The 13,889-nt window shown below is 61.8% G+C and carries 13 protein-coding genes and 1 tRNA gene; 11 read left to right on the top strand and 3 right to left on the bottom strand.

Annotated elements, in window-relative coordinates:
• Positions 1-3 precede the first annotated feature (3 nt).
• The 5 genes from GGR36_RS00375 (at position 4) to GGR36_RS00395 (ending at position 4,298) form a co-directional block, all read left to right on the top strand.
• Positions 4-435 carry an ExbD/TolR family protein gene (locus GGR36_RS00375; protein WP_244971032.1) on the top strand — a complete coding sequence of 144 codons (432 nt, stop codon included), beginning with the start codon at positions 4-6 and terminating at the stop codon, positions 433-435.
• A gap of 17 nt (positions 436-452) precedes the next feature.
• On the top strand, positions 453-884 hold the full coding sequence (locus tag GGR36_RS00380; RefSeq protein WP_183630694.1) for an ExbD/TolR family protein: 432 nt from the start codon (positions 453-455) through the stop codon (positions 882-884).
• A 69-nt stretch (positions 885-953) separates the two neighbouring features.
• Entirely contained in the window at positions 954-2,198 is a 1,245-nt protein-coding gene (locus GGR36_RS00385; protein ID WP_183630696.1) for a hypothetical protein, read from the top strand.
• A gap of 115 nt (positions 2,199-2,313) precedes the next feature.
• Positions 2,314-3,936 carry an NAD+ synthase gene (locus tag GGR36_RS00390; protein WP_183630698.1) on the top strand — a complete coding sequence of 541 codons (1,623 nt, stop codon included), beginning with the start codon at positions 2,314-2,316 and terminating at the stop codon, positions 3,934-3,936.
• A 23-nt stretch (positions 3,937-3,959) separates the two neighbouring features.
• Positions 3,960-4,298: a P-II family nitrogen regulator gene (locus GGR36_RS00395; RefSeq protein WP_183630700.1), complete on the top strand. Its 339-nt coding sequence runs from the start codon at positions 3,960-3,962 to the stop codon at positions 4,296-4,298.
• 74 nt (positions 4,299-4,372) lie between these two features.
• Here GGR36_RS00395 and GGR36_RS00400 read toward each other — a convergent pair whose 3' ends face one another.
• Positions 4,373-5,275 carry a Smr/MutS family protein gene (locus GGR36_RS00400; RefSeq protein WP_183634833.1) on the bottom strand — a complete coding sequence of 301 codons (903 nt, stop codon included), beginning with the start codon at positions 5,273-5,275 and terminating at the stop codon, positions 4,373-4,375.
• Positions 5,276-5,405: 130 nt separating this feature from the next.
• Entirely contained in the window at positions 5,406-6,374 is a 969-nt protein-coding gene (gene trxB / locus GGR36_RS00405; RefSeq protein ID WP_183630702.1) for a thioredoxin-disulfide reductase, read from the bottom strand.
• A gap of 170 nt (positions 6,375-6,544) precedes the next feature.
• Between trxB and GGR36_RS00410 the strand changes: the two genes are divergently transcribed.
• The 4 genes from GGR36_RS00410 to GGR36_RS00425 all read left to right on the top strand — a co-directional run bounded on the left by GGR36_RS00410 (position 6,545) and on the right by GGR36_RS00425 (position 11,794).
• On the top strand, positions 6,545-7,216 hold the full coding sequence (locus tag GGR36_RS00410; protein WP_183630704.1) for a Crp/Fnr family transcriptional regulator: 672 nt from the start codon (positions 6,545-6,547) through the stop codon (positions 7,214-7,216).
• 61 nt (positions 7,217-7,277) lie between these two features.
• On the top strand, positions 7,278-9,581 hold the full coding sequence (locus GGR36_RS00415) for a DNA translocase FtsK (protein WP_183630706.1): 2,304 nt from the start codon (positions 7,278-7,280) through the stop codon (positions 9,579-9,581).
• A gap of 80 nt (positions 9,582-9,661) precedes the next feature.
• Positions 9,662-10,279: an outer membrane lipoprotein periplasmic chaperone LolA gene (gene lolA, locus GGR36_RS00420; RefSeq protein ID WP_183630708.1), complete on the top strand. Its 618-nt coding sequence runs from the start codon at positions 9,662-9,664 to the stop codon at positions 10,277-10,279.
• 192 nt (positions 10,280-10,471) lie between these two features.
• Positions 10,472-11,794: a replication-associated recombination protein A gene (locus GGR36_RS00425; RefSeq protein ID WP_183630710.1), complete on the top strand. Its 1,323-nt coding sequence runs from the start codon at positions 10,472-10,474 to the stop codon at positions 11,792-11,794.
• On the opposite strand, the gene GGR36_RS00430 is transcribed toward GGR36_RS00425, so the two are convergent.
• Positions 11,788-12,051, bottom strand: coding sequence for a hypothetical protein (locus tag GGR36_RS00430; RefSeq protein ID WP_183630712.1), 264 nt, complete (start codon positions 12,049-12,051; stop codon positions 11,788-11,790). The two genes, GGR36_RS00425 and GGR36_RS00430, sit on opposite strands and share 7 nt — an antisense overlap.
• 264 nt (positions 12,052-12,315) lie before the next feature.
• Between GGR36_RS00430 and serS the strand changes: the two genes are divergently transcribed.
• Both serS and GGR36_RS00440 read left to right on the top strand, forming a co-directional pair.
• Entirely contained in the window at positions 12,316-13,608 is a 1,293-nt protein-coding gene (gene serS, locus GGR36_RS00435; RefSeq protein ID WP_183630714.1) for a serine--tRNA ligase, read from the top strand.
• Between the two features lie 65 nt (positions 13,609-13,673).
• A tRNA-Ser gene (locus GGR36_RS00440) sits at positions 13,674-13,763 on the top strand.
• Positions 13,764-13,889 lie beyond the last annotated feature (126 nt).

The following is a 13,889-nucleotide window of genomic DNA, read 5'->3' on the forward strand; positions in this document are numbered from 1 at the left end:
GGCATGTCCGTCCCCTCGTCGGGCGGCGACGAAGACGAGGTTGTATCGGCGATCAACACGACGCCGCTCGTGGACGTGATGCTGGTGTTGCTGATCATCTTCCTGATCACGATCCCGGTCGTCACGCAGTCGATACAACTCGAACTGCCGCAGGAAAAGAACATACCGACGCAGACCAAGCCGGAAAACGTCGTCATCTCGGTCAACAAGGATGGCGACACTTTCTGGAACATGAAGCTGGTGCCTGACAACAACGCCCTGGTCGAGAAGCTCAAGGAAGTCTCGGTGAAGGATCCGCAGCCGGAGGTTCATATCCGGGGCGACGCCGGTGCGCGTTATGAGTTTGTTGGCAAGGTTGTCGTCGCGTGTCAGCGCGCCGGTATCGTGAAGGTCGGTTTCATCACCGAACCCTCCGCCGAAGAAGTCGTTCGCTGAACGGATAGGAGAACGACATGGGAATGAACGTAGGGGGTGGCGGCAAGTCTGGCGAGCCGGAGGTGATGGTCGACGTCAACACCACGCCGCTGATCGACGTGATGCTGGTGTTGCTGATCATGCTGATCATCACGATTCCGGTGCAGACGCACGCCACGAAGCTCAACATGCCGGTCAATGCACCGCCTCCGCAGACTAGCGAGGAGCCGGTGATTTACCGGGTCGACGTCGATTTTGACGGCACCATCCTCCTCAATGGCGAGGTGGTACCGGATCGCACCGCCCTTGAGCTCAAGATGAAGACGATTGCCGACATGCCGGTGCAGCCGGAAGTGCATCTGCGTCCCCACAAGCTCGTCAAGTACGACAAGGTGGCGATGGTGATGGCGACCGCGCAGCGATTGGGCGTGAAGAAGATCGGCTTGGTGGGTGCCGAGCAGTTCATGTAAGGAAGTGGTGGCGCGGCGGGATTCGATCCCGCCGCGTTTTTTGTTTTGTGCTTTAGATCAGGGTAACGAATGATCAAGGGATATCTTGCTGCCGCGATCCTTGCCGGGGTTGTGGGCACGGGTGTGTTGGCCCCGGTGACTGCAATGGCCGAAGAAGGTGCGAAGGCGGCGTCGGTGCGGCCGGAAGTGGGCAAACCTGTCCAATCCGCGCTCGATCTGCTCAAGTCCAAAAAGACGAAAGAGGCCTTGGCCAAGCTGAAGGATGCGGAAGCCGTCAAGGATCGCTCACCCTACGAGGTGTACCTCGTCGAGCGCGTCAAGGCGCAGGTGTACGCCACCTCGGGTGATTCGCTCGCGGCTGCGCGCGCGTTTGAATCTGCTGCGGCTTTGCCGGGTGCGCCGGCAGGCGAACGAGCCAGTCTGGTCTCGGCGGCGGCAGGCCAGTATTACAGCGGGCGTGATTACGCCAAGGCTTCTGCGATTGCCGGTCGTGCGATCAAGGAAGGCGCCGCGGATGCGTCGCTGCGCACGATCTATGTGCAGTCGATGTACCTGTCAGGGGATTTTGCCAACACCGCCAAGACGCTCAGCGCTGACATCCGCGCTGAAGAGCAGGCGCAGCGCAAGCCCAGCGAAGAGCAGCTTCAGATGCTGGCGACGGCGTACCTCAAGCTCAATGATCAGGCGAATTACGCCAAGAGCGTGCAGAAGCTGCTGAGCTACTACCCGAAGAAGGAATACTGGCAGTCGGTCATCTATGAAGCCAAGCAGCACGGCGGACTTGGCGATCGTCTGGGGCTCGACCTTGCGCGTTTGCAGCGTGCGACCGGCACCATCAAGACTTCGGCAGAGTATGAAGACGCGGTCGCGCTGGCGCTGCAGGCGGGTTACCCGATCGAAGCCAAGAAGGCGCTCGACGAAGGCTTGGCGGCCAAGATCATGGGGCAGGGCGCAGATGCCGATCGCCACCGCCGGCTTGGTGACATGACCAACAAGCAACTCGCCGAGGACAAGCAGCAACTGGGCTCGCAAGATGCGCAAGCGATTGCCGCCAAGGATGGCACCGCGCAAGTGAACCTCGGGTTCAACTATGTGCTGCACGGTCAGGCTGACAAGGGCTTGGCAATGATGGAAGCAGGGATCGCAAAGGGCGGATTGAAGCGCCCGGATGATGCCAAGCTGCGCCTTGGTTATGCCTACTACCTTGCGGGCAAGAAGGCCAAGGCGGTGCAGACGATGAAGACGGTTTCTGGTACCGATGGCGCAGCCGCGCTGGCCGGGCTGTGGGCCATCTTCCTGTCGCAGAACAACTGATCGGATCGCGCAGCGGATCCACCGCTGCACGTGTATTGCCCGAACGGGGAGCCGGAAACGCCTCCCCGTTTTGCTTGACGCTGCGCCTTCCGGCGCTCGCGGTATAGTTCGCACTATGGCAAACGAACCTCTCAAGATCGCAGTCGCGCAAATCAATTGCGTTGTCGGCGATGTCGATGGCAACGGCGAACGCATTCGTCAGGCGGCGTCGCAAGCGCGCGCTGCGGGTGCCCACATCCTTGTCACGCCGGAACTGAGCCTCTGCGGCTACCCTCCCGAAGATCTGTTGTTGCGCCCGGATTTTTATCGCAATTGCGATAAGGCGCTCGCAAGGCTCGCGGCTGAAACCGACGATCAGCTCGCGATCGTCGTAGGGCATCCGCTCCTGGAAGGGGATCATCGATACAACGCCGCATCAGTGCTGCGCGCCGGTGCGATTGTGGCGACCTATCGAAAGCTGCGGCTTCCGAACTACGAAGTGTTCGACGAGGAGCGCTATTTCGACGCAGGGACTTCCGCTTGCGTTTTCGAACACGGCGGCGTGCGCGTCGGACTGAACATTTGCGCCGATGTGTGGGAAGAAGGTGCGGCCGAGGCATCGCGCGCGGCGGGCGCCGAGCTGCTGCTGGCCATCAACGCATCGCCCTACCACATGGACAAGCTGCAGATCCGCCACGAGGTCTTGCGCGATCGGGTCAGCGGCACCGGCATCCCGGTGGTGTACTGCAACCTGGTCGGCGGTCAGGACGAGTTGGTGTTCGATGGCGCTTCGTTCGCACTCGGGCGCACCGGCGGCCTGCGTTACCAGGCGCCTTCGTTCGAGGAAAGCCTCGATGTCGTGACCTACGCCGATGGTGATGTCACGAGCGGAACCTTGGCAGCGCCCCGCGAGATCGAGGCCGACGTGTGGGACGCGCTGGTGCTCGGCGTACGCGACTACATTGGAAAGAACGGCTTCCCCGGTGTGCTGCTCGGGCTCTCCGGCGGGATCGACTCCGCGCTCACGCTGTGCATCGCGGTCGATGCCCTCGGTGCCGATCGTGTGCGGGCGGTGATGATGCCTTCCCCCTATACCGCGCAGATGAGCCTGGATGACTCCAGGCTTCTGGTCGAGCGGCTTGGGGTTCGCTACGACGAGTTGATCATCGCACCGGCCATGGACACTTTCAGTGCCATCCTGTCGCCGATGTTCGCGGGCCTGAAGGCGGATACGACCGAGGAGAACCTGCAAGCGCGCATCCGCGGCATGTTGCTGATGGCGTTGTCGAACAAGACCGGTTCGCTGGTTCTGACCACCGGCAACAAGTCAGAGATGGCGGTCGGCTACGCTACGCTGTATGGCGACATGGCGGGCGGATTCGCGGTCATCAAGGACATCTTCAAGACATTTGTGTACCGGCTGGCACGGTGGCGCAATCGCAACGGTGAAGTGATCCCGGATAACATCATCACGCGCGCACCGTCGGCCGAACTGAAGCCCGACCAGACCGACCAGGACACATTGCCGCCCTACGAGGTGCTCGATGCGATCATCGAAGCGTACATGGAGCGGGACGAGAGTCCGCGTGAGATCATCGCTGCGGGCTATCCCGAGCATGATGTGCGGCGGGTGGTGGGCATGTTGAAGCGCAATGAATACAAACGCCGGCAATCGCCGGTGGGCATTCGCGTGACGCGTCGCGGGTTCGGCAAGGACTGGCGTTACCCGATCACGGCGCGGTATCAGGACGAGTACTGATCACAATCCCGGAGGAGCAGCAGATGAAGAAAATCGAAGCGATCATCAAACCATTCAAGCTCGACGAAGTTCGCGAAGCCCTGTCGGAGGTTGGCATCACCGGTTTGACGGTGACCGAGGTGAAGGGTTTCGGCCGCCAGAAGGGCCATACCGAGTTGTATCGCGGCGCTGAGTACGTCGTTGATTTCCTGCCGAAAATCAAGATCGAAGTGGTGGTGGCGGATGCCGTGGTCGATCAGGCGATCGAAGGCATCATCAAGGCGGCACGTACCGGCAAGATCGGTGACGGCAAGATCTTCGTCACCTCGGTCGAACAAGTCGTACGGATTCGTACCGGCGAGACCGACGAAGCGGCCATCTGACCGTCGTATTCGAGCCTCGTCTCCACGCAAGGCCGCCTTCAGGCGGCCTTGTTTCATTTGAGGCTCCTGAACGTTCAGGCCGAAGGTTTGGGGGCGCGCAGCAGAACCAGCACGGCGCCGTCTCCGCCGTCGTGGGGCTTTGCCTGGCAGAACGCGAGGATCTCTTCACGCTGGGCGAGCCAGTTACGCGATAGCTGCTTGAGGACGCCGATGCGCCCCGGGGAGCCAAGTCCCTTGCCATGAATGACCCGCACGCAACGTTCGCCACGCGACAAGCGTAAGGCGAGAAACTGAGCCAGCGAGGTGCGGGCTTCCTCGCGGTCCATGCCGTGCAGATCCAGTTCCGCCTGCACCACCCAGCGACCGCGCCGCAGATCGGTCAGCACCCGTCGCGGGATTCCGGCGCGGATGAACACAGCCTCGTCTCCCATGTCGAGCCGGTCTTCGAAACTCAGCGGCGCGACGATGCTGTCGGCGAGCACCTGCTGGTCGTCAGCTTCACGTTGTCGTGGTTGCGGAGCCGGAGAAGGCGGGGCGAGGTGCACGCGTCCTGTGTCACGGAGCGGCGCCGCTGGGCCCACCGCATGCCTGAACAGTGCCGCCGGATCATGTGGGTGTTCGGCGCGGTCAAGCCAGGCGGCCAGTGTGTCTGTGCCGATTTCCTGCGTCGCCGGCATGCCTGTCGGCACGCGCCGACCAAGCCTGTCCGGATCTATCCGCCCGTCGTCGCGAAGTGCTACCACATCCTTCAAAGCATCGCGAAGCGCCGCTGCGTCAGACATCGGCACCGCCGGCTTCGCGCACGGTGCTTCCGGCGCGTCTTCTGCCGGCCGGGCACGCGGTATTGGCGCAGGCTTGGGCGTCGCGATCTCAGCACGGTTGTGCGCGCGAAGCGGCTTCGCGCCCCCGACGGCCGCTGCAAAGTCGATGTCGGCGTCGTCAGATTCCGGTGTGCGCGCTTGCGGCTTCTTCCTCATCAGCGCAGGGGCGGCCGGAAGCTGGGGCTTGAGCGCGCGCAGGGCATCTAACTGCCCCGCCTTGGGTGGTCGCTTGTTCATTGTCGTCGGGGGCGGTGCGCCCCGGTCTGTGCCGGGGTCTTCGCGTCGCTTAGGCGGTCTTGCCGTGGCTGTCGAGGAAGCGCTCGGCGTCCAGTGCAGCCATGCAGCCCGTGCCTGCACTGGTCACTGCCTGGCGATAGACGTGATCCTGCACATCGCCGGCCGCGAATACGCCCTTGACCGAGGTCTGCGTGGCGTTGCCATTGCGCCCGCCTTCGGTGATCAGGTAGCCGGTCTCGTCCATTTCAAGCTGACCCTTGAAGATGTCGGTGTTCGGTTTGTGACCGATCGCGATGAAAACGCCCTTGAGTTCGATGTCCTTGCTGGCGCCGGTCTTCACGTTCTTCACGCGCATCCCGGTGACACCCGTCTTGTCGCCGAGTACTTCGTCCAGCGTGGAATCGAGTTCGAGCACGATCTTGCCGGCCGCTACCTTTTCGTGCAGCTTGTCGATCATGATTGCCTCTGCGCGGAACTTGTCGCGACGGTGCACCAGCGTCACCTTGCTTGCGATGTTGGCGAGGTAGAGCGCCTCTTCGACGGCGGTGTTGCCGCCGCCAATGACGGCAACTTCCTGATTGCGATAGAAGAAGCCGTCGCAGGTCGCGCAGGCCGAAACGCCACGCCCGGCAAATGCCTCTTCGGACGGTAGCCCGAGGTACTTCGCGGTTGCACCGGTCGCGATGATCAGCGCGTCACAGGTATAGGTGCCTGAATCGCCGATCAGCGTGAACGGCCGCGCATCGAGTTTTGCCGTGTGGATATGATCGAACACCATCTCGGTGTTGAAGCGCGCGGCGTGTTTCTCGAAGCGCGCCATCAGGTCGGGCCCCATCACGCCGTCGGCGTCGGCCGGCCAGTTATCGACATCGGTGGTCGTCATCAACTGCCCGCCCTGGGCCATGCCGGTAATCAGCACCGGCTTGAGGTTGGCGCGTGCCGCATATACGGCGGCGGTATATCCCGCAGGGCCCGAGCCCAGAATGATGAGGCCTGCGTGGCGAGTGGTGGTGCTCATGGTCGTTTCTCCCTGTCCGATAGCCAAAAATTATAGCCGAGGGGGCTGGGCGCAAGCCCTGCGTTCGATTGGCATAGTCCTTGTGCGATAATCCGCGCGCTGAACGCTACTGCCGCAATTTCCGCGCGCAGATATGCGATACGCGCTGGCATCGCGACCCGGAGAATGTCATGAGCACAAGCCAACCCGTCTCGGTAACCGCCCTGAAGACCTTTCCGATCTTCCAGGGTCTGTCCGACGAAAAACTCCAGCCGATCGCGCGATGCGCCATCATGCGCCGGGCGCCACGTGGCACAAGCGTGGTGAGTGCCGGTGACCGCACCGATTACGTTTACTTTGTCCTCACCGGCAGCCTGAAAGTTCTCGTCTCTGACGAAGACGGCCGCGAAGTGATCCTGACCATGATCGGCCAGGGCGAATTGTTCGGCGAGATGGGCGTGGTGGATGAAGAGCCGCGCTCGGCTACCGTGGTCGCAGTAACGCCTGCCGATCTGGTGACGATCTCGAAGACAGATTTCCGCCGTATCCTGCAAGAGAATTTCGAGGTCGCGCTGCATCTGATGCGCAATCTTGCCCGCCGCTTGCGCGTCGCCGATCGAAAGATCGAAAGCCTTGCGCTGATGGATGTGTATGGCCGGGTTGCACGCTTGCTGCTCGACATGGCTGCCGAAGATGGCAGCGACCGGGTCGTGCGCCGCAAGATCTCGAAGCAGGACATTGCAAAGATGATCGGCGCCTCGCGCGAAATGGTCAGTCGGGTGATGAAAGACTTGCAGGTGCAGGGGCTGATTCAGGAAACCGACGACGGCATCGTGCTGTGTGATCGCATCGACGATCTCTGATCGGCCTTGTGGCGTGCAGACGCGCGCTGCCGAGCCCATCCAACTTTCTTAGCGGTTTCAGATGCTGTTTTCCGGTTCGATGCGCGCCCCGTCCCAACCCCTGCCAGAACGCATGGCAGGTCTGGTTCGTGAGGCGCGCTGGCTGTTTTTCGGCGCGCTGTCGATCTACCTCGGCCTGATCCTGTTCGGCTATCACAAGACCGACCCGGGTTGGTCGCACGCCGTGCGTGTCGAGCGGGTGCTGAATCCCGGTGGGCGGTTCGGCGCCTGGTTTTCTGACCTGCTCCTGTCGCTGTTCGGCATGTCCGCCTGGTGGTGGGTTGCACTGCTGGCGTGGGGCATCGTTGCCGGTTTGCGGCGCTGGCGGCAGGAACTCGCGAGCAGTCGCCGATCGGCCTTTCTGATCGTCGCCGGCTTCTTTGTTGTGCTGCTTGCGAGCGCAGCGCTTGAGGCGGTTCGCTTCTATTCCCATACCGCATCGCTGCCGGGAGACCCCGGCGGTGTGATCGGCATCGAGCTGGGTCGCATCGTGACCAACGAGCTCGGCTTTACGGGCGGGACGCTGGTGCTGCTCGCAGCCTGGGCGGCGGGCTTGAGCCTCTTCTTCGGTTTCTCGTGGATCAACGCGCTCGAACGTATCGGCTACTGGGTCGAGAACGGCGGGGGGGATTTGCGTTTGCGTATCCAGGCCTGGCAGGACCGGCGCGCCGGCCAGCAGGTCGCCGTGAAGCGCGAAGAGAAGGTCAAGCGCGAGCGCAAGAAACGTGAAGATGCGCCGCCAGTGCAGATCAAGATCGAACCACCGGTGGTCGAAGTAGTGCGTTCGGAGCGTGTCGAGAAGGAACGTCAGCAGGTGCTGTTTGCCGATCCCTCGGTGGGCGGTCTTCCGGCGCTTTCGCTGCTCGATCCGGCTTCGCACGATGTCGAACCGCCGTCGGTCGAGGCGCTTGAATACACATCGCGCCTGATCGAGCGCAAGCTCGCGGACTTCGGCGTCGAGGTCAAGATTCTCGCCGCCTACCCCGGCCCGGTGGTGACACGCTATGAGATCGAGCCGGCGGTGGGCGTCAAGGGCAGCCAGATCGTGAATCTGGTGAAGGACCTGGCGCGCGCCTTGTCGGTGATGAGCATCCGCGTCGTCGAGACGATTCCCGGCAAGAGTTGCATGGGGCTGGAACTGCCGAATCCGAAACGGCAGACGGTGCGGCTGTCGGAGATCCTCGGCTCGGCGGCCTATCACAACATGCACTCGGCGCTGACCGTCGGCCTCGGCAAGGACATCGGCGGCAACCCGGTGGTGGCCGATCTGGGCAAGATGCCGCATTTGCTGGTGGCCGGTACGACCGGTTCGGGCAAGTCGGTCGGCGTCAACGCAATGATCCTGTCGCTGCTCTACAAATCCGAGCCCGACAAGGTCCGCCTCATCATGGTCGACCCCAAGATGCTGGAGCTGTCGATCTACGAAGGCATTCCGCATCTGCTGGCGCCGGTCGTCACCGACATGCGCCACGCTGCCCATGCGCTGAACTGGTGTGTCGGCGAGATGGAGCGTCGCTACAAGCTGATGTCGGCGCTGGGTGTGCGCAATCTCGCCGGCTTCAACAAGCAGATCACTGACGCACAGAAGTCCGGCAAGCCGATCACCAATCCGTTCTCGATCACGCCGGAGAGCCCCGAACCGCTCGATACGCTGCCGGCGATCGTGGTGGTGATCGACGAACTGGCCGACCTCATGATGGTGGTCGGCAAGAAGATCGAAGAACTGATTGCGCGACTCGCACAAAAGGCGCGCGCGGCCGGTATCCACCTGATCCTGGCGACGCAGCGCCCATCCGTCGATGTAATCACCGGCCTGATCAAGGCCAACATTCCGACACGCATTGCCTTCCAGGTGTCGAGCAAGATCGACTCGCGCACGATTCTCGACCAGATGGGGGCAGAGGCTCTGCTTGGCATGGGCGACATGCTCTATCTGGCGCCTGGTACAGGCGTGCCGACCCGTGTTCACGGGGCCTACGTGGCGGACGAAGAGGTCCACAAGGTGGTGGAATTCCTCAAGCAGACCGGCGCGCCAGACTATGTTGAAGGCATCCTCACTGGTGCCGATGAAAGCAGCGGTGATCTGGTCGGCGAGGCGGGCGGCGCAGAGGCGGATGCGGAGTCCGACCCGATGTACGACCAGGCGGTCGATGTCGTGCTGAAGACGCGACGTCCGTCGATCTCGCTGGTGCAGCGTCACTTGCGCATCGGCTACAACCGCGCGGCGCGGCTCATCGAACAGATGGAGAAGGCTGGCCTGGTGTCGGCCATGGGGCCGAGTGGCGGGCGCGAAGTCATCGCCCCCAATCAGCAGCGCGAAGAGTGAGTGGACGCGTCAGACGCGACACCCGATGCCGCCGCGTCTTGACTCGCAACCGTCGTGCGTGACGCATTCAAAGGATATGCATGTCTAAACTGAAGGTGGCGGTGCTTGTTGCCGCTTTTTCGTTTCCCGGCGCGCTTGCGGCCGCGGGAATGGATGATCTGAAACTGTTCCTGTCGCAGACCAAGTCCGCGAAGTCGCGTTTTGCTCAAACGGTGGTGGCTCGCAATGGCAAGACGACACAGAAGGCGTCCGGCACCTTCGTTTTCCAGCGGCCTGGCAAGTTCCGCTTTGTCTATGAGCAACCCTATGCACAGGTGATTGTGGGCGACGGGCAGAAGCTGTGGACCTGGGACAAGGATCTGAACCAGGTGACGGTAAAGCCGATGACGCAAGCGCTCGGCGCGACGCCCGCCGCATTGCTGACTGGCGATGGCCAGCTCGAACGCAATTTCGTGCTGAAGGATGCGGGGGAGTCCGATGGACTTGCCTGGGTCGAGGCGACGCCCAAACAGCAGGATGCCGGTTTTGAACGGGTGCGGATCGGCTTCGGCGCCGGTCAGTTGCGCAACATGGAAGTGCGTGACAATTTCGGGCAGACAACGCTGATCCAGTTCACGAGCTTCGAGAGCAACCCCAAGCTCGATACGGCAGAATTTCACTTCACGCCGCCCAAGGGCGCGGACGTTGTTGGCGATTGAATCCGCACTGCCTTAGATCGCTTGAGTCGTGGGGCCCGCTCGTACGCAAGGCGCCTCCGACGCCAGATGCGCATGAGAGCCGGCCGTCGTGTCCGATTCCATGAACAGACCGGGCTCCGCCGCGATCTTCGTCGAGCGGCCGGTTGATCGTTGCCACATGATCCTGGCAAGAGCTGCGCGAGGGGCAAAGCAATGAGTGCCGATCTGTTTTCTCACCCTGACGCGGACAATGCACCGCTCGCAGAACGCTTGCGGCCGCGCGTTCTCGACGAAGTCGTCGGCCAGCGTCATCTGCTGGGGCCGGGCAAACCGTTGCGCTTGGCGCTTGAGGCCGGGCGACCGCATTCGATGATCCTTTGGGGGCCGCCGGGTGTCGGCAAGACCACGCTGGCGCGCCTGATGGCCACGCATTTCAACGCGGAATTCATTGCGCTTTCGGCGGTTTTCTCGGGCGTCAAGGAGATCCGCGAGGCGGTGCAGCGCGCCGAGATTTACAAGACTCAGGGGCGGCGCACGATTCTGTTCGTCGATGAAGTGCATCGCTTCAACAAGGCGCAGCAGGATGCCTTCCTGCCCTTTGTTGAATCCGGGCTCTTCACCTTCATCGGTGCAACGACCGAGAACCCGTCGTTCGAAGTGAATTCGGCCTTGCTATCGCGGGCTTCGGTGTATGTGCTGGAGAGTCTCACCACCGACGACATGCGTGCGCTGTTCGAACGTGCGCGGCGCGAGGCGCTCGCAGGGCTGGCCTTTGACGATCCGGCGCTTGAAAGGCTGATCGGTTGGGCCGACGGTGACGCGAGGCGTTTCCTAAATGTGCTGGAAACGCTCAAGACGGCGTCGGACGCCGCTGGCGTGCAGCAGGTCGACGCGGCCTTCGTCCAGAACACGCTGGCGCAGAACCTGCGACGCTTCGACAAAGGGGGCGACGCGTTCTACGACCAGATCTCTGCGCTCCACAAATCGGTTCGCGGCTCCAACCCCGATGCTGCGCTGTATTGGCTGGTGCGCATGCTCGACGGCGGCGCCGACCCGCTCTATCTCGGTCGCCGCATTGTCCGCATGGCAGTCGAGGATATTGGGCTGGCTGATCCGCGTGCGCTGACGATGTGCCTGGAGGCGTGCCAGACCTATGAGCGCCTTGGTTCGCCCGAAGGGGAGTTGGCGCTCGCGCAGGCGACGATCTATCTCGCGTGCGCAGCCAAGTCGAATGCCGTGTACATGGCCTACAAGGCGGCGCGCAAGTTCGTCGGCGAGGATCAGAGCCGCCCCGTGCCGCTGCATCTGCGCAATGCGCCAACCAAGCTGATGAAGGAACTCGGGCACGGCAAAGCCTACCGCTATGCCCATGACGAACCAGATGCCTATGCGGCGGGCGAAGACTACTTGCCTGACGGGATGCCCGCGGTCAGCTGGTACAACCCAACTGACCGCGGGTTGGAGGCGAAAATCGCCCAGAAGCTCGCTTACCTGAAGGGGTTAGACCGCAACGCACGCGAGGCGGAGGGTCAATGAGCGAGCGGGTGCGTGGCTTTGAACCGCGCATACACGTGTGAAACGTGTTCGGCTTTATCAAGCAGGCCGCTATGCCGCGCCTGCTCGATGAGATCTTCCATCACATGATCGATCAGCACGATGCCGTCCGGCGTCTGCACCAGACCGCACGCCACATGGGCCGCAACGTCGTGGGGCAGGTGCTCGTGTTCGGCGAGCACATCGACGTCTTCCTCGGTCAGATCGCAATAGTCCAGACAATCCCGCAATGACAGCATGGCGGCTCCTCTGTTGGTGTCGGCGGATCGTCTTGGTGCGATCAAGCCATGATTAAGGCTAGGCGAGTCGCACGCCAATGCAACCCATCAATTCCTATTGCGCGTTTGTAAGTGATTGAAATTGCTAATAAAATAGTGCGCCGCACCAATCGGTGTCGCAACGCCGAATTTCCTTGCGGATCATCCTCTTGCGAGCGCTTTCTCCGGTGCCGTGCGAGCTTCGGGGCATAATTCGCCCATAGCCAAGAAACACAGGACATACACATGCTTGATATCCAGCTTCTGCGCAGCCAACTCGATACTGTGGTGCAGCGCCTCGCCGCGCGCGGCCTTGCCTTCGATGCGGCGGCCTTCCAGTCGATGGAGGATGAGCGCAAGCAACTCCAGACCCGGACGCAGGAACTGCAGGCCAAGCGCAACAGCCTTTCCAAGCAGATCGGCATGCTCAAGGGCAAGGGCGAGGACGCCTCGGCCGTCATGGCCGAGGTGGCGGGCCTGGGCGACGAACTCAAGAAGAATGAATCTGATCTGGCGACCCTGCAGGAGCGTTTGAACGACTTCCTGATGCGCATTCCGAATCTGCCTCATGAATCCGTGCCGCATGGCAAGGACGAGTCCGGCAACGTCGAAGTCCGCCGCTGGGGCACGCCGCCGGCATTCAACTTCGAGGTCCGCGATCACGTGGACATTGGCGAGCGCCTCGGATTGGATTTCGACGGCGGCGCGAAACTTGCCGGTGCGCGCTTCTCGTTGCTGAAAGGGCAGGTCGCACGCCTGCATCGTGCGCTCGCGCAGTTCATGCTCGACACCCACACCGCGCGGCATGGTTACACCGAGTGCTATACCCCGTACATCGTCAATCCGGAAGTTCTTTACGGCACAGGCCAGCTGCCGAAATTTGCCGAGGACATGTTCCGTGTTGAAAAGGGCGGCGGCGAGAACGTGGTGACGCAGTACCTGATCTCCACCTCCGAAATCCCCCTGACCAACACGGTTCGCGATTCGGTGCTTCGGGCTGATGAACTGCCAATCAAACTGACTGCCCATTCCCCGTGTTTCCGCTCGGAAGCCGGGTCGTACGGCCGCGATACGCGTGGCATGATCCGCCAGCACCAGTTCGACAAGGTCGAAATGGTCCAGATCGCCCATCCGGACAAATCCTTCGAAGCGCTGGAAGAAATGGTCGGTCACGCCGAAACCATCCTGCAGTCGCTGGGGTTACCGTACCGCGTGATCACGCTGTGCACCGGCGACATGGGGTTTTCTGCGGCCAAGACCTATGACCTCGAGGTCTGGCTCCCGGCCCAGAACACCTATCGTGAAATCTCCAGCTGTTCGAACTGCGAGGCTTTCCAGTCACGGCGCATGCAAGCTCGTTTCAAGAACGAACAGGGCAAGAACGAACTTGTGCACACCCTCAACGGTTCAGGTCTTGCGGTCGGGCGTACGCTGGTCGCCGTGCTTGAAAACTATCAACAGCAAGACGGCTCAGTGACGGTGCCCGAAGTATTGATCCCGTACATGGGCGGCCTCACGGCGCTGCGCCCGTCGGCATGATTTTCATGAAGTACTGGCGCAAATTAAAAAGCGCTGTATAATGGCGGGCTAGATTTCGAGACCGCGGAGAGGTGGCAGAGTGGTCGATTGTACCTGACTCGAAATCAGGCGTACGTGCAAGCGTACCGTGGGTTCGAATCCCACCCTCTCCGCCATAACACCTGTCAATCCCTTGTGGGGCTTGGCATTCAAAAGAGCCGCTCAGCGGCTCTTTTGCTTTGGTGTTACAGAATGGTGTTACACGGCACCGGAAGCGTTCCTTCGACACATCAGGAGACGCT

Origin of the sequence: Niveibacterium umoris, from assembly GCF_014197015.1 — a bacterium.
GTDB classification, from domain to species: domain Bacteria; phylum Pseudomonadota; class Gammaproteobacteria; order Burkholderiales; family Rhodocyclaceae; genus Niveibacterium; species Niveibacterium umoris.

What these genes read in the sequence shown, in the direction of transcription:
- GGR36_RS00425 (WP_183630710.1), top strand. Translation starts at nt 10,472, where the DNA reads ATGAGTGCCGATCTGTTTTCTCACCCTGACGCGGACAATGCACCGCTC.
- GGR36_RS00400 (WP_183634833.1), bottom strand. Translation starts at nt 5,275, where the DNA reads ATGAGGAAGAAGCCGCAAGCGCGCACACCGGAATCTGACGACGCCGAC.
- trxB (WP_183630702.1), bottom strand. Translation starts at nt 6,374, where the DNA reads ATGAGCACCACCACTCGCCACGCAGGCCTCATCATTCTGGGCTCGGGC.
- GGR36_RS00415 (WP_183630706.1), top strand. Translation starts at nt 7,278, where the DNA reads ATGCTGTTTTCCGGTTCGATGCGCGCCCCGTCCCAACCCCTGCCAGAA.
- GGR36_RS00380 (WP_183630694.1), top strand. Translation starts at nt 453, where the DNA reads ATGGGAATGAACGTAGGGGGTGGCGGCAAGTCTGGCGAGCCGGAGGTG.
- GGR36_RS00385 (WP_183630696.1), top strand. Translation starts at nt 954, where the DNA reads ATGATCAAGGGATATCTTGCTGCCGCGATCCTTGCCGGGGTTGTGGGC.
- GGR36_RS00430 (WP_183630712.1), bottom strand. Translation starts at nt 12,051, where the DNA reads ATGCTGTCATTGCGGGATTGTCTGGACTATTGCGATCTGACCGAGGAA.
- GGR36_RS00395 (WP_183630700.1), top strand. Translation starts at nt 3,960, where the DNA reads ATGAAGAAAATCGAAGCGATCATCAAACCATTCAAGCTCGACGAAGTT.
- lolA (WP_183630708.1), top strand. Translation starts at nt 9,662, where the DNA reads ATGTCTAAACTGAAGGTGGCGGTGCTTGTTGCCGCTTTTTCGTTTCCC.
- GGR36_RS00375 (WP_244971032.1), top strand. Translation starts at nt 4, where the DNA reads ATGTCCGTCCCCTCGTCGGGCGGCGACGAAGACGAGGTTGTATCGGCG.
- serS (WP_183630714.1), top strand. Translation starts at nt 12,316, where the DNA reads ATGCTTGATATCCAGCTTCTGCGCAGCCAACTCGATACTGTGGTGCAG.
- GGR36_RS00410 (WP_183630704.1), top strand. Translation starts at nt 6,545, where the DNA reads ATGAGCACAAGCCAACCCGTCTCGGTAACCGCCCTGAAGACCTTTCCG.
- GGR36_RS00390 (WP_183630698.1), top strand. Translation starts at nt 2,314, where the DNA reads ATGGCAAACGAACCTCTCAAGATCGCAGTCGCGCAAATCAATTGCGTT.